Genomic DNA, 24,605 nt, shown 5'->3' on the forward strand with positions numbered 1-24,605 from the left:
GGTTGAAACGACCCAATCGGCGCGAGGGAGCAGCTCCTACAGTGGTAACGTTTCAAGTAGGGGCGACGCCCCCCTCGCGATCAACCACCGCAGTCTGAAACACCGCCCAATCGGCGCGAGGCGCGCCTCCTGCGGCACGCCGCGCCGAGGGCTTACTCCTCAGCCTTGGCGGCCGAGATCACATCCATACCATCGACGCGCTGGAATCCGCGCGGCAGTTTGCTGCCCCGACGGCCACGCTCGCCGCGGTAATGTTCCAGATCTGAGCCCTTGAGCTTCAAATGCTGACGACCGGCGTGAATCACCAGGGTGTCCTCCGGCAGGAAGGTCTGGATCGCTACCATCAGTTCTTCGCCGGTGGCCGCTGCGCTGGAGGGGATGTTGATAATTTTGTTGCCCTTGCCGCGTCCCAGTTGAGGCAGCTCGGAGACCGGGAACACCAGCAGTCGACCGGTGGAGCTCACCGCAGCCAGCAGCTCGGTGTCGGGGGCCTGCACATTCACCGGCGCCAGCACCTTGGCAGCTTTCGGCAGCGTCAGCACCGCCTTACCGTTCTTGGTTTTCGAGGTCAGATCCTCGATCCGGGTAACAAAGCCGTAACCCGCATCGGAGGCCATCAGCACCTGGTCGCTATCGCGGCCGGAGGTCAGCCCGTCGATCACCGCGCCCTTGGGTAGCGTCAGCTTGCCGGTCACCGGCTCGCCCTGCCCCCTTGCCGACGGCAGGGTGTGAGTATCCAGGGTATAACTGCGGCCGGTGGAGTCGAGCAGAATGGTGGGCTGGTTCATCCGTCCCGGGCACGCCAGCTTGAAGCCGTCGCCGGACTTGTAGCTCAGCCCCTCCGCATCGATATCGTGCCCCTTGGCGGCGCGGATCCAACCCTGCTTGGAGAGTACGATGGTCACCGGATCGGCGCTAAGCAGATCCTTCTCGCTGAACGCCTGGGCTTCTTCACGCTCCACCAGCGGTGAGCGGCGCTCGTCACCAAACTCCTTGGCGGTCGCCTCGATCTCTTCCTTGATCAGCTTACGCATCAGTTTGTCAGAGCCGAGGGTTTCCTCGAGCTGCTTGCGCTCTTCGCTCAGCTCGTCCTGCTCACCGCGGATCTTGAACTCTTCCAGACGTGCCAAATGACGAAGTTTCAGGTCGAGAATCGCATCGGCCTGAATGTCGGTCAGGTTGAAGCGGCGCATCAGCTCCTGCTTGGGCTCCTCCTCGTGGCGGATAATGGCGATCACCTCATCGATATTGAGGTAGGCCACCATCAAGCCTTCAAGTATATGCAGGCGGTCGATCACCTTCTGCAGACGGTGCTGCAGTCGGCGGCGCACCACATCGGTTCGCCAGGTCAGCCACTCGGTGAGGATCTGACGCAGATCCTTCACCTGGGGGCGGCCATCGATGCCGATCATGTTCAGGTTAACGCGGTAGCTGCGCTCGAGATCGGTGCTGGCGAACAGGTGCGCCATCAGTTGCTCGGTATCGATGCGGTTGGAGCGCGGCACCACCACCAGACGGGTCGGGTTTTCGTGGTCCGATTCGTCACGCAGGTCGGAGACCATCGGCAGTTTTTTCTGCTGCATCTGCTGGGCGATCTGCTCCAGCACGCGGGCGCCTGACACCTGGTACGGCAGCGCGGTGATGACAATATCGCCATCCTCCTTGCTGTAAACCGCCCTCGCCTTCACCGAGCCACGGCCGGTGCGGTAAAGCTTCAGCAGCTCTTCACGCGGCGTGATGATCTCGGCATCGGTGGGGAAGTCCGGCGCCGGCACAAATTCACTGAGTTGCTCCACATCCGCAGACGGGTGTTTGAGCAGGTGCACACAAGCCTTCGCCACTTCACGCAGGTTGTGCGGCGGAATATCGGTGGCCATACCCACCGCGATACCGGTACCACCATTGAGCAATACGTTGGGCAGGCGCGCCGGCAATACTTCCGGCTCATTCATGGTGCCGTCAAAGTTGGGCACCCACTCAACCGTGCCCTGGCCCAGCTCGCTGAGCAGTACTTCGGAATAGCGTGACAGTTTGGATTCGGTGTAACGCATGGCCGCGAACGACTTGGGATCATCCTGGGAGCCCCAGTTGCCCTGGCCGTCGACCAGTGGATAACGGTAGCTGAACGGCTGCGCCATCAGCACCATCGCCTCGTAACAGGCGGAGTCACCGTGGGGGTGGAACTTACCCAGTACATCACCGACGGTACGCGCCGACTTCTTGTACTTGGCCGTGGCCTTCAGGCCCAGTTCCGACATGGCATAGACGATACGTCGCTGCACCGGCTTCATGCCATCGCCTATATGCGGCAGAGCACGGTCCAGAATGACGTACATTGAATAGTCGAGATAAGCCTTCTCGGTAAAGTCACGCAGCGAGAGCTGCTCGGTGCCATTTTCCACAGTGGTCTCTACACTCATTCGGGCTTCCTGTTCACGCGAAACGAAATACCGCCGCAGATAGCGGACGTCGCGAGTATGCCATCTACCCGCCACAGCGTCATCCCGGACACCGCTTATCCACCGCCACCCTGGTCAGTACAAGGCACTGATTCATTAACGCTTTTACAACGATTAGAGCTAACCTTCAGGAAGAGTACGGAACTGCTCAGGTTTCCATGGACCCCATGACGACATGAAGAGGAGACACAGCATGCCTGTGAGCAATAACCGCCTGCTGCTGGAACTGGAGAAATACCGCCGCGAAATCAACCGGGAGATCATCAATCCACAGTTTCCCGAGCTTTCGCTAAACGACCTTAAACCCCTGCTGACCATGGTAGCCCACGCCCGTGCCGCCTATGTGCGCGAACTGCTGGATATCGCCAACGTCAGCAGCACCGGCGTGCCCAGCCAGGACCAGATAAAACAGCTGAAAGCCTGCCGCGAAACCTTCGACGAACTGGTGACCGCCACCAACGCGCTCGAAACCGTGATCCAGCGTGACTACCTGGATGTAAAATCCAGCTCACCCCACGGAGACTGACCGATGCTGCCGATGTTGAGAAAGCAGCGCCAGCGGCGAACGTCCGGCCCTCTGTTGCTGCTCTGCCTGATGGCACTGGCGCTGCCGGTCAGTGCCGAGGATAACCCGCTGGTGGGCAAGCTCTGGTCGCCGGAGCAACAACGCTTTATCGACTGGCCGGAGTTTTACGCTGAGCTACCGAAAGGCGGCTGGCTGCTGATCGGCGAACAGCACGACAACCCGGACCATCACCATTTCCAGGCGGAGCTGATTTCAGCCCTGGGCGAACAGCAGCGCCTTGGTGCCGTGGCCCTGGAGATGGCTTCCCGCGATAAACAACCCCTGTTCGACCAGCTTTTCACTGCAAATGAGCCACCGACGCCACAAGCCCTGGACTGGCAGGATGGCTGGCCCTGGTCCTTGTACCAGGCGCCGGTGGAAGCGGCGTTCAAATGGAGTCAATCCGTGCTCGCGGCCGATATCAGCCGCGAGACCATGAGCCAGGTTTACCGCGATAAAGCGCCCGACGGTGAACTGGAGCCGGCCCACGCAGATTTTATGCGCGACCTGCTGTTTGAAAGTCACTGCGGTCAGTTACCGCGCTCCCAACTGGATCCGATGCGCCAGGTACAACTGGCCCGGGATCAAAGCATCGCCCGCGTATTGAGAAACCATACTTCAACCGATCGCACCGGCATTCTGCTTACCGGCAGCATCCATGCGCGCAAGGACCTGGGCGTACCCCGCTGGCTGGACGCTACCCCCTCCCTCACCCTGATATTGCAGGCCGTTGAAGAGAACGATCAGGCTCATGGCGACGACCCAGGAAGCTACGAACCCGAGAGCTTTGGCAATCTTGCAACAGTTGACCTGATACTCTTCACCCCTGCCAGGGAAAACCCAGACTACTGCGCGCAAATGAACGAAAAGAGTTGAGCAGCAGAGGCTGGTCAACTATCAGGCCATTCCGGGGTTTCCCTGACCCAAAGCCAAGGCGTATATTTTTTGCATCGCACAAAATATACGCACCGTTTCGACAGGGAAATCAAAAGGGGAAGCCAGGCTATGCCACACAGCATTCTGATCGCGCCCGCCGGGCTCGGCAGCGGTCTGACCACCACAGCACTCGGGCTGGTTCACGCACTTGAGCAACAGGGTATCCGCGTCGGCTTTTTCAAGCCCATAGCACAGACACGCAACGGCGACAGTACCGATCGAAGTGTGGCGATCCTGCGCTCCAGCAGTGCTTTTGCCATCGCCGACCCTATCCCGATGCGTGAGGCCGAGCATCTGGTCAGGAGCGGTCAGCAGGATCAGTTGCTGGAACAGATCATAGAGCGTTTCCAGACCAACTATGGCGAAGCCTCCGATCAGGTGTTACCCGATGTGGTGGTCATTGAAGGCCTGGTCTCCACCCCAACCCAGCCCTACGCCAACACCCTGAACCGGGAAGTCGCCAAGGCGCTGGATGCCGATGTGGTGCTGGTGGCATCGCCGGGGCTGGATTCCGTTGAAGCCACCCAGGACCATATCGATATCGTCGCCCGGCTTTATGGAGGCATCGGCAACCCCAAGGTGCTCGGCTGTATTCTCAACAAGCTGGATGCACCGCTGGACCGGGAGGGTAATCCGCGGCCCGATCTGGCGATGGATGAAACCCAGACCCGCAGTTTCACCCTGACCGAGTTAAAAACCGGTAGCACCCTGTTCAACCCCGGCTTCCGACTCCTCGGGGGGATTCCCTGGGATGCCGCCATGGTGGCGCCTCGCCTCTGTGATATCACCGATTACCTGGGCGCCAGCATCCTTAACGCCGGTGAGATCGCCACCCGCAGGGTCAGCAATATCACTCTATGCGCGCAGACGCTCAGCAACGCCGCCAGCCGCCTGCGCCCGGGCACGCTGATTCTGACGCCGGGGGATCGCGAGGATATTATCCTCGCCGCCTGCCTGGCCGCCGCCAACGGCGTGGAGTTGGCCGGGCTGGTTCTGACCGGTGGTTTTCGCCCCTCAGAGCAGGTGATGAAACTCTGCAGCAAGGGGCTGGAATCGGGCCTGCCGCTGGTCTGTGTCGATACAGACAGCTGGCAGACGGTGCTGAATATCCCCCGCTATTCGCTGGAAATTCCGGTAGAGGACAGTGAGCGGATCAAGCGGGTCAAGGAGTTTACCGCCGCCCATCTGGATGCCGACTGGTTGGCATCCCTGCGTACCTGCAGCAGCGAGGTACACCTCTCCCCCGCCGCGTTCCGCTATCAATTGACGCTCAGAGCCCGTGAGGCCAACCGCTGCATCGTTCTGCCAGAGGGTAACGAGCCGCGCACCCTGCGCGCCGCCGCCATCTGCGCCCAGCGCGGTATCGCTCGTTCAATTCTGCTGGGAGACCCAGAGGAGATAGAGGAGCTGGCCCAGAACCAGGGCATCCATCTACCCGAGGGTGTGCAGGTAGTCGATCCAGAGGTCAAGCGCGAGCACTATGTGCAGCGGCTGATGCAGCTGAGGGCACATAAGGGAATGACCGAGCTGCAGGCCCGGGATGAGCTGCAGGATAACGTCATGCTCGGTACGCTGATGCTGGAAGCCGGCGAGGTGGACGGCCTGGTCAGCGGCGCGGTGCATACCACGGCGAACACCATCCGCCCGCCGCTGCAGCTGATCCGCACTGCGGCTAACACCAGCCTGGTTTCTTCCGTCTTCTTTATGCTGCTGCCGGACCAGGTGCTGGTTTACGGTGACTGCGCCATCAATCCCGATCCCAATGCGGAAGAGCTGGCCGATATCGCCATCCAGAGCGCCGACTCCGCCGCCGCATTCGGTATCCCGCCGCGGGTGGCGATGATCAGCTACAGCACCGGCCAGTCAGGCCAGGGCGCCGATGTGGATAAGGTGCGTAAGGCGACCACTCTGGCCCAGGCCAAACGCCCCGACCTGTTAATTGACGGACCTCTGCAATATGACGCCGCCATCATGGAGAGCGTGGCCCGCAGCAAAGCCCCGGACAGCCCCGTGGCCGGTCGCGCCACCGTCTTTATCTTCCCCGACCTGAACACGGGCAACACCACCTACAAGGCGGTGCAGCGCAGCGCCGACGTCATCAGCATCGGACCTATGCTGCAGGGGATGCGCAAGCCGGTAAACGATCTGTCCCGCGGCGCGCTGGTCGAAGATATCGTCTTCACCATCGCCCTCACCGCCATTCAGGCCGCTGCCACCGCTCCCTGATAGATCCTGCAACAGACCTTATTGGAAACCGGGGGGTTGAAACTGCCAACCTCGGGGCCCAATGAATAATAGGCGTCGGCTACTGGCCGTCGATTAAGGATAGCTATCAGTAACCTTGGAATAATCAATTTCTCATATCTAACGGAGAAAACTATTCTGGGTTCTGTCGAAACGCTACTGACAAACCTAAAGGAGATTAGACATGGCTCAGGCAATCAACACCCCGATCAAGCCGTTCACCGCGAACGCATTCAAAAACGGCGAATTCATCGAAGTTTCTGACGCTGACCTGAAAGGTAAGTGGTCCGTATTCTTCTTCTACCCGGCCGACTTCACCTTCGTTTGCCCGACCGAACTGGGCGACGTGGCTGATCACTACGAAGAGCTGCAGAAGCTGGGCGTGGAAGTTTACTCTGTATCTACCGACACCCACTTCGTACACAAAGCTTGGCACGATGCTTCTGAAACCATCGGCAAGATCAAGTACACCATGATCGGCGATCCGAACTGGACCGTGACCACCAACTTCGACGTACTGCGTGAAGGCCAGGGCCTGGCAGACCGCGCTACTTTCATCGTCGACCCGGAAGGCATCATCCAGGCCGCTGAAGTAACTGCTGAGGGCATCGGCCGTGAAGCTGAAAGCCTGCTGCGTAAGATCAAAGCAGCTCAGTACGTTGCTAGCCACCCGGGTGAAGTTTGCCCGGCTAAGTGGAAAGAAGGCGAAGCGACTCTGGCACCGTCTCTGGACCTGGTCGGCAAGATCTAAGACCGGTTCCACCGAGGGCTGTGCCGGGGTGTTTAAAAGCACCGGGGCGCAGCCCCACCCTTCGATTTTCCTTGAACAGCGATTTTCTTTGAACACTAATGCAGGACAGGCTCATGTTGGATGCAAACCTGAAACAGCAACTGAACACCTATCTGCAGGCGCTGGTTACTCCGATTGAGATAACCCTGTCTGCAGACGACTCAGCCAAGGGCAAAGAGCTGCGCGAACTGGCGCAGGAGATCGCCCCGCTGTCTGACAAAATTTCCCTGAACGAAGAGGGCAACGCCGCTCGTAAACCGAGCATGGCGGTATCACCGGCAGGTGTGACTCCTCGCGTTCATTTTGCCGGTATCCCGATGGGACACGAGTTCACCTCTCTGGTGCTGGCACTGCTGCAGAACGGCGGTTACCCACCGAAGGTCGCCGACGAGCAGATCGAACAGATCAAGGCACTGGATAAGGAGCTGCACTTCGAGACTTACATCTCGCTCTCCTGCCAGAACTGCCCGGACGTGGTCCAGGCGCTGAACCTGATGGCTACGCTGAACCCGAAGATCACCCACACCATGATCGACGGCGGCGTATTCCCGGATGAGGTCAGCGAGCGCAATATCATGGCCGTTCCCAGCGTATTCCTGAACGGCGAAGCGTTCGGCCAGGGCCGCATGAGCCTGGCCGAGATCCTGAACAAGGTCGACGACGGCGCCGCCGAGCGCAAGGCCGCCGAATTGTCAGAGAAAGAGCCCTATGACCTGCTGGTTGTAGGCGGTGGCCCGGCCGGTGCTGCGGCAGCAATCTACGCCGCACGTAAGGGCATCCGTACCGGTATCGTCGCCGAGCGTTTTGGTGGCCAGGTAATGGACACCGTGGGGATCGAGAACTTTATCTCCACCAAGTACACCGAAGGCCCCAAGCTGGTCGCCAGCCTGGAAGAGCATGTCCGCGATTATGAAGTGGATATCATTACTGAGCAGAAGGCGTCCAAATTACGTCGTGAAGGTCAGGTTGAAGTAGACCTGGAAAGCGGCGCAACGCTGAAAAGCCGGGCGGTCGTTCTTGCCACCGGCGCCCGCTGGAGACAGATGAACGTCCCCGGTGAGAAAGAGTACAGCGGCAAGGGCGTGGCCTACTGCCCGCACTGTGACGGCCCGCTGTTCAAGGGCAAGAGCGTAGCGGTGATCGGCGGCGGCAACTCCGGTATCGAAGCGGCGATCGACCTGGCCGGTATCGTCAAGGACGTAACCGTGCTGGAGTTCGGCGACACCCTGCGTGCCGACGATGTGCTGGTGCGCAAGGCCAAGTCGATGCCAAATATCAGGATCATCAAGGAAGCAGCCACCACCCAGGTGAATGGCGATGGCGAGCGTGTCACCGGTCTGACCTATACCGACCGTGCCACCGGCGAGTCCCATGATGTGGATGTGGCAGGTATCTTCGTCCAGATCGGACTGGTACCAAACAGCGAATGGCTCAAGGGCGACCTGGATCTGTCCAAGTTTGGCGAGATCGAGATCGGCGCCAAGGGTGAAACCTCCATGCCGGGCGTCTTCGCCGCCGGTGATGTGACCACCGTGCCGTTCAAGCAGATCATTATCGCAATGGGCGCAGGCGCCACCGCCTCACTGGGTGCCTTCGACTACCTGATTCGCGAGTCGGTACCGGAGAAGGACGAAGCAGCCGCCTGAGCTGAGCCCGGCTAACTCGTACGATTCGGAACCACACCAGCCCCGGCTTTAAGCCGGGGCTTCTTTTTGTCCTCATTATCCACAGCCCACCCACTCCCTGGCATCATCCACACCGATTTTGACCTTCGACAAAGCGCATCTCTCCCCGCTTTGTAATGCGAGTGATAATATGTATCATTCAAAAATTAACGTGACATTTCGTCCGGTTATTTATTGATTCTATTTATTGCTATTTATTCTCGTTACGTCAGGCTGTCCGCGCCGGTTAAGAGGGTCTCTCATGAAGCTTTACAACGCTGTGCTTCCCACCGCCGTAGCGGTGTTACTGGGCTCACTGCTGGCCGGTTGCCAGAAAACAGCCAACACCGCCAACTCCGCGGGTAACGATATCCAGGCTGCAACCAGCCTGGCCGATCTGGGCCAGCGGCTCTATTTCGACGTTAACCTGTCGAAAAACCGTACCCAGTCCTGCGCCACCTGCCACGACCCATCCAGCGGTTTTGTCGATCCCAAACGCACACCGGACTCTCTCGGCGACGATGGTAGCTCCCACGGCGGCCGTAATGCGCCCACCGCCAGCTATGCGGCGTTTTCACCGGCGTTTCATCAAACAGAGGATGGCAGCTATAAAGGTGGGCAATTTCATGACGGTCGTGCGTCGACACTGGCCGACCAGGCGATGGGGCCGCCGCTGAACCCAGCGGAGATGGGGATGCCCAGCAAGGAAGCGATCATCGAGAGGCTGCGCGAAAACGCCTACTATCAGCAGAGCTTTGCGAAGCTGTTTGATGATGCGATATTGAAAGACCCTGAACGGGCCTATCAGGCGCTGGGCGACAGTATCCAGGCATTTGAAAAAACCGAGTTTTTCTCGCCGTTCGACTCCAAATACGACCGCTACCTGCGCGGCGAGTACAAGATGACCGCCGAAGAGGAACTGGGCCGCACCCTGTTCTTCTCTCAGCAGTTCACCAACTGCAACCAGTGTCATCAGCTGAGTCAGACGCCGATGTACAAACAGGAAACGTTCAGCGATTACAGCTACCACAATATCGGCGTACCGATGAATCCGGCGCTGGATCGCGATATCGACCTGGGACTCTCCGCCAACGCCAGCATCGACGACCCGACCCGTGATGGCAAATTCAAGGTGCCGACACTGCGCAACGTGGCGGTTACCGGCCCCTACATGCACAACGGCGTCTTCGAAGATCTGCGCACAGTGGTGCTGTTTTATGACCACTACAACAGCCGCAATCCGGCCCGGGCGATCAACCCGGAAACAGGTAATCCCTGGAATACAGCCGAGGTGGAGCGCAACCTGTCCGAAGAGATCCTAAAGGATGCCCCGGCTCTGGATGATCGCCGTGTTGATGCCCTGGTCGCCTTTATGAAGACCCTGACCGATCAGCGCTATGAAGCGCAGTAGGAGGCCCGCACCCAAGGGGCATAATAACCCAGTGCCGATTGAAGCTGGCACGGCGGGTAATTCAAACCCTGGCGGGTGATCGCGACGAGGGCGTCGCTCCTACGAAAAACCGATGCCACACCCATCGTAGGAGGCGCGCCTCGCGCCGATTAAAGCCAGCAACACCAAGGGCATATCGAGCCTCGGCGGGGATCGCGACGAGGGTGTCGCCTCCTACCACGTCTGGTAGTGCGAACTTACGCCGGCTGAATCAGGTACGGAGTAGAACGGGATATAGAAGCAATAGCCTTGCTACGCCATACAGCGATCCCGGGGGACTCAACGTGCTAACGTGCTGACAATCGGGCGATAACGGCTTTTCGAGATAAAACAGAGATAAAGCGGATACTGTAACCAGTTTTAACGCGGTGCTTTTTACAAGGAACGTTACAAGCAACGTCACAAGGAACGCATAAAGAAGAGAAAGGGCTTTTTTATTCTATCCCCAGCCCTGGGGAGGGCTGTTCTACCGATCAGTGAGCGTGACGGTGGAACAGCGCAGATACTTCGTGAGCAACCTGGGAAGCTTTAGCAGAAACCCAGCTGGTCAGGCCGTGGATCAGGTCAGCGATGTATTCAGCGCGCTCGATCTGAGCCAGGACGATCGGATCTTCGCAACCGTTACGACGAGCGATTTCAGCAGTAGTAAGATTTTGTTCAGCCATGGTGGCACCTCTTTGGATTCGACTTTAGTTGAATGTCTAACTTGAGGCCTATGATACGTAGCCACCTGGCTGAGTAAAAACGATCCTTTTTTGATTCTTAGTTGAGTTTATCTCAACTATTATTTTAAAGTCTGAACAAACACTCCGGCGCCGGTGCTCAGGCAACCTTTTGCTGATCCGCAATACCAAACAGCAGCGACTCACGCTGGGCGGAGAGATCCTCTTCCGCCAGCAAGGCCTTGAAGTACTCGGGGCCGAAACGGGTATCGCCATATAACACCGCGCCGACGAGACGCCCGTCACGTAACCAGAGTCTGCGATACTCACGCTGCCCCACATCACGATATTCCAGCACCTGAGCATCCTTCGCATCAACCTCTCCACAGGAGAACAGTGAGATACCGCTCACCTTTAACTGGGTCGCGACGGGCTGCTCGACATACCCGCTCAGGTCCTGGCCGGCGAGCACCTGGGCCAACACCTCTGCCTGACGCCAGATAGGCGCCACCAGGCCGTAGGTCTGGCCCGCAAATTCACAGCACTCGCCCAGAGCAAACACCCGCTCATCACTGGTCTGCAGTCTCGCATCCACCGCTATCGCCCGATGGCAGATAAGCCCCGCCGCCTGCGCCAGCGTGATTTCCGGGGCGATACCCGCCGCCAGCACCACCAGATCGGCTTTCAACGTGCGCCCATCCTTGAGCATCACGCCGCTCACCCTTCCCGCCTCGCCTTCAATCAGCTCAATACCGGCATCGGTATGGATCTCGAGTCCGCGTTCCTCCAGCGTCTGCTGCAGCAGGCTGGCAGCACTTTGGTCCAGCTGTCGGTTGAGCAGCCAGGCACCTCGCTGTAACACGCTGGTCTGCATACCCAGTTTGCGCAGCCCTTCCGCCGCTTCGAGCCCGAGAAGGCCGCCACCGACAACCACCGCGCAACCTCCCTTGGCCGCCTGCGCCTGCATCGTCTCGACATCGGCCCAGGTACGAAAACCCATCACTCCGCTGAGACCTGCGCCCGGGATAGCCGGAAGCGCTGAGCGTGAGCCTGTGGCGAACACCAACCGACGATACCGAACCACCTTGCCTTGAGCTGTTCTGACCAGGCGCATCGACAGGTCCAGATCCTGAACGGGGTCGCCACACAGCAGCTCTATGCCCTGCTCTGCGTACCACTCCACGCCGTTAAGCTGAAGATCAGATTCATTCAGCTCACCCGCCAGCAGCGGGGACAGCAGCACCCGGTTATAGGCCGGCCGAGGCTCTTCACCAATCACCAGGATCGACTCGGGCCGGCTGGGCTGTTTGCTCAACTCCTGCAGCAGCCGGTTGGCGGCCATGCCGTTACCGATAATCAGCAGATCAACCAGTTTTCTCATGGCCTTATCCCTCATCCATCGCTTAGGCCTGGGCCTGCTTTTTTGCCGGTGCGGTCTCCTGAGCTTTATCCGCCGCAGCCTTCTGCGAGCGATGCTGGCCAATATCCTCAACCTTGCGCTGCTTCTCGTAGAGGAAGCTGAGCACTTCATGACGGTAATGGTTGTACTGGGCATCATCGGCCAGCTGAATACGGTTGCGTGGCCGCTCCAGCTCGATATCCAGAATCTCGCCCACAGTCGCTGCCGGGCCGTTGGTCATCATGACGATACGGTCGGAGAGCAGTACCGCTTCATCCACATCGTGGGTGATCATGATCACCGTATTGTTCAGGTCCTTCTGGATCTCCATCAGAGAGTCCTGCAGATGGGCACGGGTCAGCGCATCAAGGGCACCAAACGGCTCATCCATCAGCAGCACCTTGGGCTCCATGGCCAACGCACGGGCGATACCAACACGCTGTTTCATACCACCGGAGATCTCATCCGGGCGCTTGTGCATGGCGTGGGTCATGTGGACAAGTTCCAGATTGTGTTCGATCCAGGCCTTCATCTCCGCCTTGGATTTCTTGCCCTTGAACACCTGCTTCACCGCCAGCTCCACGTTTTCATAGGCGGTGAGCCAGGGCAGCAGCGAATGATTCTGAAACACCACCGCGCGCTCTGGGCCAGGCTCGTTCACCTCTTTGCCATCCAGCACCACACCACCGGTGGTGGACTGATAAAGGCCGGCGACAATATTGAGCACGGTGGATTTGCCGCAGCCGGAGTGGCCGATCAGCGAGACAAACTCACCGCGGGCGATTTTCAGGTTTACGTTATCCAACGCCTTGAAGGAGCCCTTCGGCGTCGGGAACTCGATGGATACACCGGTCAGTTCAAGATGCTTGGTCATGATGAGCCCTCCTTAACGGGTAATTGCGTTTTTGTCCCAGGACACACGGCGCTGCAGCAGCAACATGATCCGGTCGAGCAGGAAGCCGATCAGGCCGATCACCAGGACCGCGACCATGATGCGACCGAGGGAATCGGAGCTGCCGTTCTGGAACTCGTCCCAGACGAATTTGCCCAGCCCCGGGTTCTGCGCCAGCATCTCCGCTGCGATCAGCACCATCCAGGCGATACCCAGCGACAGACGCAGACCGGTAAAGATCATCGGCACCGATGACGGCAGCACGATCTTCACTACATGAGTCATCCAGCTCAGGCGCAGCACCTTGCTGACGTTCTGCAGATCCTGGCTGACCGCAGACACACCCACTGCCGTATTGATCAGCGTCGGCCAGAGGCAGCAGAGTGCCACGGTGAACAGCGAGGTCAGAAATGACTTGGCAAACATCGGATCGTCGGTCACGTAAGCCGCACTGACCACCATGGTCACCAGCGGTAGCCAGGCCAGTGGTGAGACCGGCTTAAACAGCTGGATAATCGGGTTCAACGCCGCGTACAGCGAAGCGTTCAGACCGATACAGATACCCAGAGGAATCGCGATGATCGCAGCGATGGCAAAGCCCGCCAGGACCGTCACCAGGCTAGTACCGATCTGGTCGAAGAAGGTCGGTTTGCCGGTGTATTCACGGATCTTCGGCACATAGCTGGGATCCTTGGCCACACGCTCGGCATTGCGGGCTTCCTGACGCTGATAGAAGTCTGCTTCGCGCTCACGCTCGCTGATATGTTCTGCGTAGAGCGAACTCATCTGCTCGTAGACCTGGGTGGGCCCAGGGAACTGGCCCAGCGAGGTATCGATCTGCTTGGCGCCGGCCTGCCAGATAAACAGGAACACAGCGAGGCCAAGCAGCGGCAGACCCAGGGTGCCAAGCATGCGCTTAAACCAGCTGCCCAGGGTGTCATTGGATTTAACCCCGGCGATACTGGAAACGCCGGCCAGTGTCATGCGGATGCTAGTCATCGGTCATCTCTCCTTCCCGGATAGGCAGCCCGGATCGGGCTGCGCGCGGGGATTAGATTTTCTGGTCGCCCTTAAGGCCGATAGAGAACTTCTCGAGGTATTCGTTAGGCTTGCGGCCGTCGTAGGTCACGCCATCAATGAACTGGGTCTGCGGCGCCTTGAAGCCCTCTTCGCTATCGAAATCCGGGAATTCAGATGCATCCATCTTGCCTTCGGCGATCAGCTCCTTGGCAGCGATGGCGTAGATGTCCGGGCGATAAACCTGTTTGGCGATATCCATGTACCAGCTGTCCGGCTTGGACTCGGAGATCTGGCCCCAGCGGCGCATCTGGGTCAGGTACCAGATCGCATCGGAGTAGTACGGGTAGGTCGCGTTGTGGCGGAAGAAGACGTTGAAGTCAGGTACATCGCGCACATCGCCCTTCTCATATTCGAAGGTACCGGTCATGGAGTTGGCGATTACCTCTTCATCCGCACCCACATAGGTTGGGCGTGACAGGATCTCCACCGCTTCCGGACGGTTGGCGTTGTTGTTGTCATCGAGCCACTTGGCGGCACGAATCATCGCCTTGACCACACGGATATGGGTGTTGGGGTATTTCTCCGCCCACTCCTTGGAGACACCGAACACTTTCTCCGGGTTGTCTTTCCAGATTTCGTAGTCGGTAATCACCGGCACACCGATACCCTTGAACACCGCCTGCTGGTTCCAGGGTTCGCCAACGCAGTAGCCGTAGATGGTTCCCGCTTCCATGGTCGCCGGCATCTGCGGCGGCGGAGTCACTGAGAGCAGCGCATCGGCCTGCAACTGGCCGCTGGTGTCGCCCTTTTCCGGAGCGTAGAAGCCCGGGTGAATGCCACCGGCAGCCAGCCAGTAGCGCAGCTCATAGTTGTGGGTAGATACAGGGAACACCATGCCCATGTTGAACGGCTTGCCTTCGGACTTGTACTTATCCACAACCGGCTTCAGGTAATCGGCCTTGATTGGGTGTACCGGCTTGCCATCTTCACCCACCGGGATATTGGGCTTCATCTGTTCCCAGATATCGTTGGAAACGGTGATACCGTTACCGTTCAGATCCATGCTGAACGCGGTGATGATATCCGCCTTGGTGCCGAAGCCGATGGTCGCACCCAGCGGCTGACCTGCGAGCATATGAGCGCCGTCCAGCTGCCCATCGATCACGCGATCCAGCAGCACTTTCCAGTTCGCCTGGGCTTCCAGAGTTACATAGAGACCCTCGTCCTCGAAGTACTGCTTCTCGTAGGCGATCGCCAACGGCGCCATATCGGTCAGCTTGATGAAGCCAAACTTCAGTTCCTCTTTTTCGGCATAACCTACTTCCGCAACTGCCGGCAGAGACAGGGTGCCAGAAGCCAGGCCGATGGATGCCGCCAGCAGCATGCGTTTACACAGAGAACGACGATTAAACTTTTTCATATCCATTCCTCCAGAAACAAAAAAAGGCGCCGTTCCTGCACCACAAACCTCGGTCTGTGATACTGGAACGGCGCCTTTGCCGAATTCGCTAATTGTCAGGCTCTAAAAGAGCATTCGGGGCGGGTAATCTGCTTTCAACCTTGGCTCTTGAGAGCAAGACGGCACGCCACCGATCTGCCAAAACATAAGCGAAGCCTGTGCCAGTTTTTTATTAATTCATAAAAAACAAACTCATAGTCTACATTTGTTCTTTTCCTTAGCTGCTCTGCACAGAAAAATCGCACCGAGATCAGGCAGGATCGGCCGTTTTTTGATCAAAAATAGAGCAGCCTTTTCCTGAAACTGGTCATTAGACGGTCCCCTGATGCCGCGCAAAAAACAGGTCATTCTTTATATGCCTAACGAGCCTGATCGAATCTCACTGGAGGCATTGATAAACCAGCAGACGGAGGGAGCTCCTTACACCTGATGACACGCCAGGTTTCGCACCACCTGAGTGCGCGATGCATGTTAGGGAGGCATAAAAAGCAGAGCCCAAAACCATCCTTTCAGCTAACTCTTTGAAATTCATACACACCTACGAATGGCATCAGAATTGCTTGGTTTATGGACAGTTAATCAACAATTTCACGGAAATGTCTTAGCGACGTTTCCGATAGATGGCAAAGGCGCCTGAATCTCACCCTGCTCTGCAGGACTGAGGTTCAGGCGTTTTTTTTTGCAGGGCTGAAGCATGAACAATACCACCTGTCCTTACTGCGGTGTCGGCTGTGGCGTTACTGCCCAGGTGCAGGATCAGGCGATCATTGCCGTCTCCGGCGATAGCGATCACCCCGCCAATCGCGGGCGGCTCTGCGTCAAAGGCAGCGCGCTGCATGAAACCACAGGAACGCACGACCGGCTGCTGCAGCCGCAGGTGGATGGTGTTGAAACCGGTTGGGAGCAGGCCCTGGACAGCGTCAGCGAACGGCTGGCCAACATCATCGAACGGCACGGCCCGCGGTCGGTCGCCATGTATCTCTCCGGCCAACTACTGACCGAGGACTACTACGTCGCCAACAAGCTGATGAAAGGCTTCATCGGCTCCAGCCAGGTGGATACCAACTCCCGCCTGTGTATGTCATCCACCGTTGCCGGTTATAAACGCGCCTTCGGCGGCGACCTGATGCCCTGCAGCTACGAGGATATAGACCACGCCGAACTGATGGTTCTGGTGGGTTCAAACGCCGCCTGGAACCATCCAATTCTGTTTCAGCGCATGACCGCCGCCAAGACAGCCAATCCCTCGCTGCGCGTTGTTGTGATCGACCCCCGCCGCACCGCGACCTCAGAACTGGCGGACCTGCATCTTTCACTGAAGCCCGGCAGCGATGCGGTTATTTTCAATGCGCTCCTGGTTGAGCTGGAGCGGCGCGGACAGATTGACCGAGACTACGTCGAACAGCATACCGAGGGCTTGGATGCAGCGCTTGCGGCAGCCCAGCGCAGCGTCCCGGATCTATCCACAGCAGCCCGGCTGACCGATCTTCCGCAGGCCGATCTGGACACCCTGGTCGACTGGTTCTGTAACACCGAAAAGACGCTGACCTTCTTCTCCCAGGGGATCAATCAGTCCAGCAGCGGCACCGACAAGGTCAATAGCATCATCAACTGCCATCTAGCAACGGCACGTATCGGCAAGCCCGGCATGGGTCCCTTCTCACTAACCGGCCAACCCAACGCCATGGGCGGGCGCGAAGTGGGCGGGCTTGCCAACCAGCTGGCCGCGCATATGGATTTTTCCAGCGCCGAGAACATCGATCGCGTACAGCGTTTCTGGGCCGCTCCCAACATGGCAACAACCGAAGGGCTGAAGGCGGTCGAACTCTTTTCGGCCATCGAGCGCGGTGAGATCAAGGCGGTCTGGATCATGGCCACCAACCCGGTCGTCAGCCTACCCCGCGCCAGCCAGGTTCGCGCCGCGCTGGAGAAATGCGAGCTGGTGATCGTCTCCGAATGCATGACACAGACCGATACGCTGGAACTTGCCGACATCGCCCTGCCCGCCACCACCTGGGCAGAGAAAGATGGCACCGTAACCAACTCTGATCGCAGAATTTCGCGCCAGCGCGGACTGATTCCCGCGCCCGGCGCTGCAAAAAATGACTGGTGGATTATCTGTGAGGTGGCCAAACGCCTGGGCTTTGCCGAGTCCTTCTCTTATACGGGCCCCGCAGCGATCTTTCGCGAGCACGCTGCGCTTTCCGGGTTTGAAAACAACGGCCGCAGGGGCTTCGATATCAGTGGGCTCACAGAGATTGGCGATCACGAATACGATGCGCTGAAGCCCATCCAGTGGCCGGTTAACGCTACAGCACCGCTGGGAACGGCTCGCCTGTTCACAGACGGCCAGTTTTTCACGCCATCCGGCAAAGCTCGCCTGCTGCCGGTAGAGCCCAGCCTGCCGCAGCAACAGCCGGACAAAAGCTATCCACTGGTGGTCAACACCGGACGGATCAGGGATCAGTGGCACACCATGACCCGCACGGGACGCGCCGCCCGACTTCTACAGCATAGAGCCGAGCCGTTTATCGAACTCCACCCCAAGGATGCCCTGCGTTTCGATATTGCCGAAGGCGATATCGCCGTGCTTGAAAACGCACTTGGCCGCTACGTTGCCAGGGCACAGTTGAGTGAAGCCCAGCGTCCAGGCGAGCTGTTTATCCCGATGCACTGGAACGCCCAGTTTACATCCGCCGCGATCAGCGGCGATCTGATCGACGCTGTGGTCGACCCGATCTCCGGCCAGCCGGAATCGAAACAGGGCATAGCATCGATTTCGGCTCTGAAAACAGTCTGGCAGGCTCGCCTGATCACAGTTTCAAACGCCACTCCTCCGAGTGAGTACTGGAGCCGTGTTCCACTGCAGCACTGCACCAGCTTCCGCCTGGCCGCCACCAACGCCGTGGATGACTGGTCAGCCTGGTGCTCAGAAAATCTGGGCCGCAAACCGGACCTGATGCTGGAAGACCGCAACCAGGGACGTTTCCGTGGCTGCAGTTTTAAGGGTGACCGGCTCGAATGGGTGCTGCTGATCGAGCCGGATCAGAATCTGCCGGAGCTGGATTGGCTGGATACCCAGTTCGCCAGGGATTCTATCGATCAGGATGCTCGCCGCCAGCTTCTGGCAGCGCGCGAAGCGGGTAGTTCAAACTGCGGAGCCGTGATCTGCAGCTGCTTTCAGGTGCGCGAGACAGAGATTCTGGCGGCAATCCACGCCGGCACAGACTCAGCCGAGAAGCTGGGTGAGCAACTCAAATGTGGAACCAACTGCGGTTCCTGCCTCCCCGAACTAAAGGCGCTGATTGCTGAGAGCGCCAAGGAAGCCGACCATGTTTCTGAGTAAACCTTTCTCACCGTTCGCGCAGATTCTGAGCCGTGTTGTCCTGCTTGGACGGAGCGATAAAACAACATCTCCTGCCGATACCGTCGATAAAAAGCCCATTTACCCGACGAAGGGCCGGGTTCATCTGATCGGCTGTGGCCCCGGTGCCGCAGACCTGCTCACCGTTCGCGCCGATCAACTGATCCGCAATGCTCAGGTCGTGATCTACGATCGACTGGTCAGCAAAGAGATTATCGACCTGATACCTGCCAACGCCGAGCGGCACTATGTCGGTAAGTCACCGGGCAATCACAGCGTACTTCAGGCAAAAATCGGCGAGCTGATGGTTGCCGAAGCTTACCGAGGCAAAAACGTACTGCGCTTAAAAGGCGGTGACCCAGCCATCTTTGCCCGCATGGCTGAAGAGATAGATGCATTGAACAGCGCCGGCATCAACTGGCAGATCGTACCCGGAATCACCGCGGCCTCGGGCTGTGCCGCCGCGGCGGGCATACCGCTGACAGACCGCGCCAGTGCGCATCAGGTACGCTTTATCACCGCCACCCATCATGTCGATCACCTGCGCCACGACTGGGCATCGCTGGCCCGCCGCGATCAGACGCTGGTGTTCTATATGGGCCTCGAGGCACTTCCCTTTATCAGCGCCCGGCTGCAGAAACACGGTCTGCCGGCCGACTGGCCGATTCTGCTGATCGAAAACGGTACCCGCGACGACCAGCGCAACCTGCTGGCTACGCTCGACACCGTGGTTGAGAAGACACAACAGGCTCGATTCAAGACCCCAAGCCTGATTATCGTAGGTGAGGTTACGCGCTCTGCAAAGCAGCAGGCGATAGCCCTTGCCAGAGCGCAGGAGGTCGCCTGACAATGGGCGCGATCTTTGCGAGGAGTACCAGCGGTCGTGTCGAGCGAAAACAACAGAATAAGAAACGATAGAAAAAACTATACGGGATTGGTGCTGGCGGGCGGCCGTGGGCGCCGTATGGGCGGCCAGGATAAAGGCCTGATCGATCATGATGGCCAGCCCCTGGTCAGCTACTCGCTGCAGGCGTTGCAACCTCACTGCCAGCAGATCTACATCAACTGCAACAGGAACCAGGAGGCTTACGCCGCTTTCGGCTTTCCACTGATTTCGGATCCGGACGACAGTTTCCCTGGCCCGCTCAGAGCCTTAGCTGCTCTCCTGCCCGATCTACCCGAAAGCAATCTACTGATTCTGCCCTGCGATACGCCCGACGTCGGCCCTGAGCATATGCAGACACTCATTGATGTCAGCCTTAACTACCCTGGACACTGGGTCTACCTGCGTGCCGATGGCAGAGATCATCCACTTCATGCCCTGTTACCTCAATCGGTCAGGCCAGAGCTGCTTAAGTTTATCCACCAGAGCGGTGAGCAGCGCCTGATGCGCGCCATTGATGCTCTGCCCCATGTGGCCGTAGAACTGACCGAATCCCTGATGCTGAACCTGAACCGGGCTAAATCTAAATAATTCTTCGCCCCGCAGTTTAGGAAAAAATCCTATAGCCCAGCGTGCTTCGAGATAGCATCATTAGGCCATCCGCTGACAGGATCGCAGCAATGGCAGGATGCCATTTCGGATGTGGGTATGGAAACTCGCGGGCGCAGGATGCACCCGGTATTGCAAAGGAAAGCTGGCAGGATGCCGAAGAGGCTTGCACTACGGAACGTGTGCAAGCCTTTTTTATTTGTGCCCCATTCAACCGGCGCGAGGTGCGTCTCCCACCAGCTGATCCGGCTGCCCCTCCGTAGGAGCGACGCCCCGTCGCGATCAACCGACTTAATACGAATTAGCCGCCGTGCCAGGCTCAATCGGCGCGAGACGCGCCTCCTACCGGGTTATTCGCCCGGTTTCCAGCCAGAGGTGATCGGATAACGCCGGTCCCTGCCAAAACCTCTCTGGGTCAGGCGCGGCCCCACTGGTGACTGACGTCGCTTGTATTCGTTGATATCTACAAGACGCACCACCCGGTTTACATCGGCTTCGGCGAAACCTTCATCGATGATCGCCCGGGCGCTGAAGTCACGCTCGACGTAAAGCTCCAGAATCTTATCCAGCACATCGTACTCAGGCAGGCTGTCCTGGTCCTTCTGATCCGGCGCCAGCTCGGCAGACGGCGGACGATCGATAACGCGCTGCGGAATCGCCGGCGAGAGGCTGTTACGGTAGCTGGCCAGCCGATAAACCAGGGTTTTCGGTACATCCTTGAGTACATCGAAACCACCGGCCATATCACCGTAAAGCGTGGAGTAACCCACCGCCATTTCGGACTTATTACCGGTGGTCAGTACCAAGTATCCCTTCTTATTGGAGATCGCCATCAACAGCACACCGCGGCAGCGCGCCTGCAGGTTCTCTTCCGTGGTATCGGGCTTGGTACCGGCAAACTCATCCGCCAGCGCCGCCATAAAGCTTTCATACATCGGCTCGATGGAGATCACGCTGTGGCGGATGCCAAGCAGATCTGCCTCTGCGGCGGCATCTTCCACACTCATGCTGGAGGTATAACGGAACGGCATCATCACTGCTTCCACCCGGTCAGCACCCAGGGCATCCACGGCAACGGCGGCGGTTACCGCAGAGTCGATACCGCCAGACAGACCGAGCACGACTCCCTTGAAGCCGTTTTTATTGACGTAATCCCGCACGCCCAGCACCAGGGCATCATAGACAGACTTCTCGAAGGAAGGCGCCTCGATCGTCGGCTGTTCAGGAGTGACCTGACCCAGTACCGGATCGATACTGAAGGCATACAACCCCTCTTCGAAAAATGCACCTGCGAAGACCTGCCGACCGGCCGCATCCACCGCCTGGGAACCGCCATCGAAAATCAGCTCATCCTGGCCGCCGACCTGGTTGACGTAGAGAATCGGGCAGCCTGCAGTCTGTGCCTGGCGCGCCAGCAGATCGGCACGCTGTTCCGCTTTTTTGGAATCAAAGGGAGAGGCGTTGATATTGAGTATCAGGCGTACGCCAGCCGCCTTGAGCTGCTGAACCGGAGCGGTGTGCCAGATATCCTCGCAAACGCTCAGGCCTACCGGGTAACCGTCCAGATCGAATACGCCCGGCTCAGTGCCCGCGACGAAATAGCGCTTCTCATCGAACACCTGGTAGTTCGGCAGACACTGCTTGGCGTACTCGGTGAGAATTTCGCCGTCACGGATGACACCCAGCATGTTGTAAAGGGCGCCGTTGCGGTAACGGGGATAACCCAACAGCAGGGTAATACCCTGCACTTCACTGAGCACCTGCTCCAGCGCCTGCTCAATACGGATCTCCAGGCTCGGGCGCAGCAGCAGATCCTCCGGTGGATAACCGCTCAGGGCAAGTTCCGGGAACATGACCAGATCGGCATTTAGCTCATCCCTGGCTTTACATGCAGTCTCGATAATCCGTGCGGTGTTGCCCGGAATATCACCCACCAAAAGATTCAGCTGGGCCATGGCGACCCGAATCGGCTTACTCATCTGTACCTAAGGATACCTGTCAGTCGTGTTCAATGCGGCCATCGACGGCATAGGGAGCCGGATCGATGATCGGCGCGCGATCCAATAACAGATCACTGAGAAGACGCGTGGACGCCGGCGCCAGCACCAGCCCATTGCGGAAATGCCCGCAATTAAGATGCAGTCCGGACCAACCCGGGACCTGGCCGATATAGGGGATTCCTTCCGGCGATCCGGGCCGCAGCCCTGCCCAGTGATGTTCGACGGGATATTGTGCCAGATCAGGCAGAATTGTCAGAGCGGTTTTGTACAGAGACTCCCGCGCCTCTTCCGTGGTCTGCTTGTCAAAACCCACATACTCCAGAGTGCTACCCACGAGAATACGGCCATCACTGCGGGGGATCAGGTAGCGACCGTTCAGCATCACGATACGGTCGATCAACCCCACCGGCGCCTTGAACACCATCATCTGACCACGCACCGGCTCTACCGGCAGGCGCAGCCCGAGGCTTTCAAGCAAACCACCGCTCCAGGCGCCAGTAGCTATAACCGTATCATCCGCACGAATATCGCCCTTCGACGTATGTACACCCTCTACACGCTCACCGACCAGAATAAATCCGGTTACCTCACAGTGCTCGATCAAATCGATATTGGGGTGCTGGGAGGCGCTGATGCGCAGGGCGCGACCGAGGCGGGGATTACGGATGCTGGCGACTTCCGGCATCCACATGCCGGAGCTGAAATCGCCGCTGATGCGAGGCTCTTTCTCATGGATAAACTCGCTATCCACTTTTACCAGCGGACGGTAGTGATCATGGCCCCACTGCAGTGCTTCCTCCTCATCATGCACATCCACCATGATGATTCCCTTCTGGCGCAGCTCAGGATCACACCCGGTTTCGGCAAAAAGCTCCTGCGCCAGCAGGATGTAGCTGCTCTGCGACCAGAGTGCCAACCGTGTTACCGCCTCGCCATGACGCCAGGGATACAACGGAGAGACGATACCGCCACCGGCCCAAGAGGCTTCATGGGCGCTTTCGCCGCGCTCTACCAGGGTGACTTTAACGCCGGCACGGGCCAGCTCCCGTGCTGTCATCAGGCCGATTACGCCGGCGCCGATGATAAGGATATGTTTCATACTGCTCCCCGAACAAAATCATCAGGGCATGATGTTACAACAGCTTCTGAAAAAACAGGGCGACAACGGTCAATCGCAGTCTTCTCCAGTCGCCTGCCTCACGCGTCCCTGCATGGAAATTCTTATACAACTGACTGTGCTGGAGTCACTACTGTGGGTCAGCATGAAGCTACCCAGCGAGTAGCCCGTCACACTACCATCAGCCTCAAACGTGATCACGTCGCCGCCGTTCCATGTCACCTGCACACCCTCATTAAACGGGACATAACGGAGCAGCTCATCATCGGCAGTGTCGAACGTTCTAGTCTGCTTCGTATCGACAAACATTAAACCACCGTCCCAGCGGGTATCTTGATTCGTCGTAGTGCCCGCGCAGGCAGTGGATTCACCTCGGCAAAAAGTCACAGGCTGCTGACGCTGTATCGCTTCTGATCGCGCTACAGACATCAATGACATCAGGTCTTTCTGGGTTGAATCACGGGAAGCCCGTTCGACCATACCGGCCATAGAAGGGACCAACATCGCTAAAATCGCCAGTATGGTAATAGCGACCAGCAGTTCGATCAGCGTAAAGCCGCTATCCCCTGGGCAAAGCTTGCCCGGCTTTGGGAAAAACTCGGAGTCATCCATGACATCCTCATTGATTTGGGTTTCAGGCCGTTTCAGACCTTTTCAAGATCAGAGCCCCCAGCAGTCATCCGCACCGCTACTCCCGCCCTGAACGCCCTTTACTCCCGTATGAGTGAGAGTCAGCGTACCGCAGCGATCTCCGTTCATTGCGCCTTTCGGCACCGCCTGCAGCGTATAAGTGCTGTTTGTAAGCGCTGCCGCGGGCAGGCTCAGATCGTAATATTTTGTCGAGCCATCCTTGGGTGACTGGCTGTAAGGCAAGGTCGGCGCAACGCCACCCGAGGCGGTATAGCGGCCATTACTGGTGTAATACCTTTCCATAAACTGCGCCAACTGCAGCAGATCGACTCTCGCATTGGAGCGACGTGATTCCTTCACATACTCCTGATAGGAGGGGTAGGCAATCGCCGCCAATATGCCCACCACGGCGACCGTGATCATTAACTCAATCAGGGTGAAGCCCTGCGTACGTCCCTTCAC

At 58.3% G+C, this 24,605-nt stretch carries 19 protein-coding genes; 9 read left to right on the forward strand and 10 right to left on the reverse strand.

The features are described 5' to 3' along the window. Nucleotides 1-152: 152 nt before the first annotated feature. A complete protein-coding gene (gene parC, locus C4S72_RS17955; RefSeq protein WP_104004561.1) occupies nt 153-2,420 on the reverse strand; it encodes a DNA topoisomerase IV subunit A in 2,268 nt (755 codons plus the stop codon). A 232-nt stretch (nt 2,421-2,652) separates the two neighbouring features. On the opposite strand from parC, the gene C4S72_RS17960 reads away from it, so the two are divergent. The 6 genes from C4S72_RS17960 (at nt 2,653) to C4S72_RS17985 (ending at nt 10,069) form a co-directional block, all read left to right on the forward strand. After that, on the forward strand, nt 2,653-2,985 hold the full coding sequence (locus C4S72_RS17960) for a hypothetical protein (protein ID WP_104004562.1): 333 nt from the start codon (nt 2,653-2,655) through the stop codon (nt 2,983-2,985). Nucleotides 2,986-2,988: 3 nt separating this feature from the next. Then, a complete protein-coding gene (locus C4S72_RS17965; RefSeq protein ID WP_104004563.1) occupies nt 2,989-3,900 on the forward strand; it encodes a ChaN family lipoprotein in 912 nt (303 codons plus the stop codon). Nucleotides 3,901-4,029: 129 nt separating this feature from the next. Further along, on the forward strand, nt 4,030-6,186 hold the full coding sequence (gene pta, locus C4S72_RS17970; protein WP_104004564.1) for a phosphate acetyltransferase: 2,157 nt from the start codon (nt 4,030-4,032) through the stop codon (nt 6,184-6,186). Between the two features lie 202 nt (nt 6,187-6,388). Next, entirely contained in the window at nt 6,389-6,955 is a 567-nt protein-coding gene (gene ahpC, locus C4S72_RS17975) for an alkyl hydroperoxide reductase subunit C (RefSeq protein ID WP_104004565.1), read from the forward strand. Between the two features lie 113 nt (nt 6,956-7,068). Continuing rightward, complete coding sequence (gene ahpF, locus C4S72_RS17980; RefSeq protein ID WP_104004566.1) at nt 7,069-8,640, forward strand: alkyl hydroperoxide reductase subunit F; 1,572 nt, start codon at nt 7,069-7,071, stop codon at nt 8,638-8,640. A gap of 280 nt (nt 8,641-8,920) precedes the next feature. Next, nucleotides 8,921-10,069 (forward strand): cytochrome-c peroxidase, encoded by a 1,149-nt coding sequence (locus C4S72_RS17985; protein ID WP_104004567.1) that lies wholly within the window; start codon nt 8,921-8,923, stop codon nt 10,067-10,069. Nucleotides 10,070-10,581: 512 nt separating this feature from the next. Here the strand turns inward: C4S72_RS17985 and C4S72_RS17990 are convergent. The 5 genes from C4S72_RS17990 to C4S72_RS18010 all read right to left on the reverse strand — a co-directional run bounded on the left by C4S72_RS17990 (nt 10,582) and on the right by C4S72_RS18010 (nt 15,501). Next, nucleotides 10,582-10,773: a hypothetical protein gene (locus C4S72_RS17990; RefSeq protein WP_104004568.1), complete on the reverse strand. Its 192-nt coding sequence runs from the start codon at nt 10,771-10,773 to the stop codon at nt 10,582-10,584. A 157-nt stretch (nt 10,774-10,930) separates the two neighbouring features. Continuing rightward, nucleotides 10,931-12,151 (reverse strand): NAD(P)/FAD-dependent oxidoreductase, encoded by a 1,221-nt coding sequence (locus C4S72_RS17995; protein ID WP_104004569.1) that lies wholly within the window; start codon nt 12,149-12,151, stop codon nt 10,931-10,933. A 22-nt stretch (nt 12,152-12,173) separates the two neighbouring features. Next, complete coding sequence (locus C4S72_RS18000) at nt 12,174-13,043, reverse strand: ABC transporter ATP-binding protein (protein WP_104004570.1); 870 nt, start codon at nt 13,041-13,043, stop codon at nt 12,174-12,176. Nucleotides 13,044-13,055: 12 nt separating this feature from the next. Next, on the reverse strand, nt 13,056-13,973 hold the full coding sequence (locus C4S72_RS18005) for an ABC transporter permease subunit (RefSeq protein WP_407657718.1): 918 nt from the start codon (nt 13,971-13,973) through the stop codon (nt 13,056-13,058). A gap of 139 nt (nt 13,974-14,112) precedes the next feature. After that, entirely contained in the window at nt 14,113-15,501 is a 1,389-nt protein-coding gene (locus tag C4S72_RS18010; RefSeq protein ID WP_104004829.1) for a CmpA/NrtA family ABC transporter substrate-binding protein, read from the reverse strand. A gap of 733 nt (nt 15,502-16,234) precedes the next feature. Between C4S72_RS18010 and C4S72_RS18015 the strand changes: the two genes are divergently transcribed. From C4S72_RS18015 to C4S72_RS18025, 3 genes are read left to right on the forward strand one after another with little or no spacing between them, the layout of a single operon-like run. Next, entirely contained in the window at nt 16,235-18,886 is a 2,652-nt protein-coding gene (locus tag C4S72_RS18015) for a nitrate reductase (RefSeq protein ID WP_104004572.1), read from the forward strand. Further along, on the forward strand, nt 18,873-19,751 hold the full coding sequence (gene cobA / locus C4S72_RS18020; RefSeq protein ID WP_104004573.1) for a uroporphyrinogen-III C-methyltransferase: 879 nt from the start codon (nt 18,873-18,875) through the stop codon (nt 19,749-19,751). Before C4S72_RS18015 ends, cobA begins: the two co-directional genes overlap by 14 nt. Nucleotides 19,752-19,787: 36 nt before the next feature. Further along, nucleotides 19,788-20,378 carry a molybdenum cofactor guanylyltransferase gene (locus tag C4S72_RS18025; RefSeq protein WP_146071922.1) on the forward strand — a complete coding sequence of 197 codons (591 nt, stop codon included), beginning with the start codon at nt 19,788-19,790 and terminating at the stop codon, nt 20,376-20,378. Nucleotides 20,379-20,746: 368 nt separating this feature from the next. On the opposite strand, the gene C4S72_RS18030 is transcribed toward C4S72_RS18025, so the two are convergent. The 4 genes from C4S72_RS18030 to C4S72_RS18045 all read right to left on the reverse strand — a co-directional run bounded on the left by C4S72_RS18030 (nt 20,747) and on the right by C4S72_RS18045 (nt 24,605). Beyond that, nucleotides 20,747-22,375 carry an NAD+ synthase gene (locus C4S72_RS18030; protein WP_104004575.1) on the reverse strand — a complete coding sequence of 543 codons (1,629 nt, stop codon included), beginning with the start codon at nt 22,373-22,375 and terminating at the stop codon, nt 20,747-20,749. Nucleotides 22,376-22,394: 19 nt separating this feature from the next. Beyond that, a complete protein-coding gene (gene thiO / locus C4S72_RS18035) occupies nt 22,395-23,495 on the reverse strand; it encodes a glycine oxidase ThiO (protein WP_104004576.1) in 1,101 nt (366 codons plus the stop codon). Nucleotides 23,496-23,564: 69 nt separating this feature from the next. Further along, the gene (locus C4S72_RS18040; RefSeq protein ID WP_104004577.1) at nt 23,565-24,125 is read right to left on the reverse strand and encodes a GspH/FimT family pseudopilin; all 561 of its coding nucleotides are present in this window, start codon (nt 24,123-24,125) and stop codon (nt 23,565-23,567) included. 48 nt (nt 24,126-24,173) lie between these two features. After that, nucleotides 24,174-24,605, reverse strand: coding sequence for a type IV pilin protein (locus tag C4S72_RS18045; protein WP_327332882.1), 432 nt, complete (start codon nt 24,603-24,605; stop codon nt 24,174-24,176).

The organism is Marinobacterium lutimaris (genome assembly GCF_900108065.1).
GTDB classification, from domain to species: domain Bacteria; phylum Pseudomonadota; class Gammaproteobacteria; order Pseudomonadales; family Balneatricaceae; genus Marinobacterium_D; species Marinobacterium_D lutimaris.

What these genes read in the sequence shown, in the direction of transcription:
- C4S72_RS18000 (WP_104004570.1), bottom strand. Translation starts at nt 13,043, where the DNA reads ATGACCAAGCATCTTGAACTGACCGGTGTATCCATCGAGTTCCCGACG.
- pta (WP_104004564.1), top strand. Translation starts at nt 4,030, where the DNA reads ATGCCACACAGCATTCTGATCGCGCCCGCCGGGCTCGGCAGCGGTCTG.
- C4S72_RS17995 (WP_104004569.1), bottom strand. Translation starts at nt 12,151, where the DNA reads ATGAGAAAACTGGTTGATCTGCTGATTATCGGTAACGGCATGGCCGCC.
- C4S72_RS17960 (WP_104004562.1), top strand. Translation starts at nt 2,653, where the DNA reads ATGCCTGTGAGCAATAACCGCCTGCTGCTGGAACTGGAGAAATACCGC.
- ahpC (WP_104004565.1), top strand. Translation starts at nt 6,389, where the DNA reads ATGGCTCAGGCAATCAACACCCCGATCAAGCCGTTCACCGCGAACGCA.
- C4S72_RS18015 (WP_104004572.1), top strand. Translation starts at nt 16,235, where the DNA reads ATGAACAATACCACCTGTCCTTACTGCGGTGTCGGCTGTGGCGTTACT.
- parC (WP_104004561.1), bottom strand. Translation starts at nt 2,420, where the DNA reads ATGAGTGTAGAGACCACTGTGGAAAATGGCACCGAGCAGCTCTCGCTG.
- C4S72_RS18005 (WP_407657718.1), bottom strand. Translation starts at nt 13,973, where the DNA reads ATGCTTGGCACCCTGGGTCTGCCGCTGCTTGGCCTCGCTGTGTTCCTG.
- C4S72_RS18030 (WP_104004575.1), bottom strand. Translation starts at nt 22,375, where the DNA reads ATGAGTAAGCCGATTCGGGTCGCCATGGCCCAGCTGAATCTTTTGGTG.
- C4S72_RS18040 (WP_104004577.1), bottom strand. Translation starts at nt 24,125, where the DNA reads ATGGATGACTCCGAGTTTTTCCCAAAGCCGGGCAAGCTTTGCCCAGGG.
- C4S72_RS17990 (WP_104004568.1), bottom strand. Translation starts at nt 10,773, where the DNA reads ATGGCTGAACAAAATCTTACTACTGCTGAAATCGCTCGTCGTAACGGT.
- thiO (WP_104004576.1), bottom strand. Translation starts at nt 23,495, where the DNA reads ATGAAACATATCCTTATCATCGGCGCCGGCGTAATCGGCCTGATGACA.
- C4S72_RS17985 (WP_104004567.1), top strand. Translation starts at nt 8,921, where the DNA reads ATGAAGCTTTACAACGCTGTGCTTCCCACCGCCGTAGCGGTGTTACTG.
- cobA (WP_104004573.1), top strand. Translation starts at nt 18,873, where the DNA reads ATGTTTCTGAGTAAACCTTTCTCACCGTTCGCGCAGATTCTGAGCCGT.
- C4S72_RS18010 (WP_104004829.1), bottom strand. Translation starts at nt 15,501, where the DNA reads ATGAAAAAGTTTAATCGTCGTTCTCTGTGTAAACGCATGCTGCTGGCG.
- ahpF (WP_104004566.1), top strand. Translation starts at nt 7,069, where the DNA reads ATGTTGGATGCAAACCTGAAACAGCAACTGAACACCTATCTGCAGGCG.
- C4S72_RS17965 (WP_104004563.1), top strand. Translation starts at nt 2,989, where the DNA reads ATGCTGCCGATGTTGAGAAAGCAGCGCCAGCGGCGAACGTCCGGCCCT.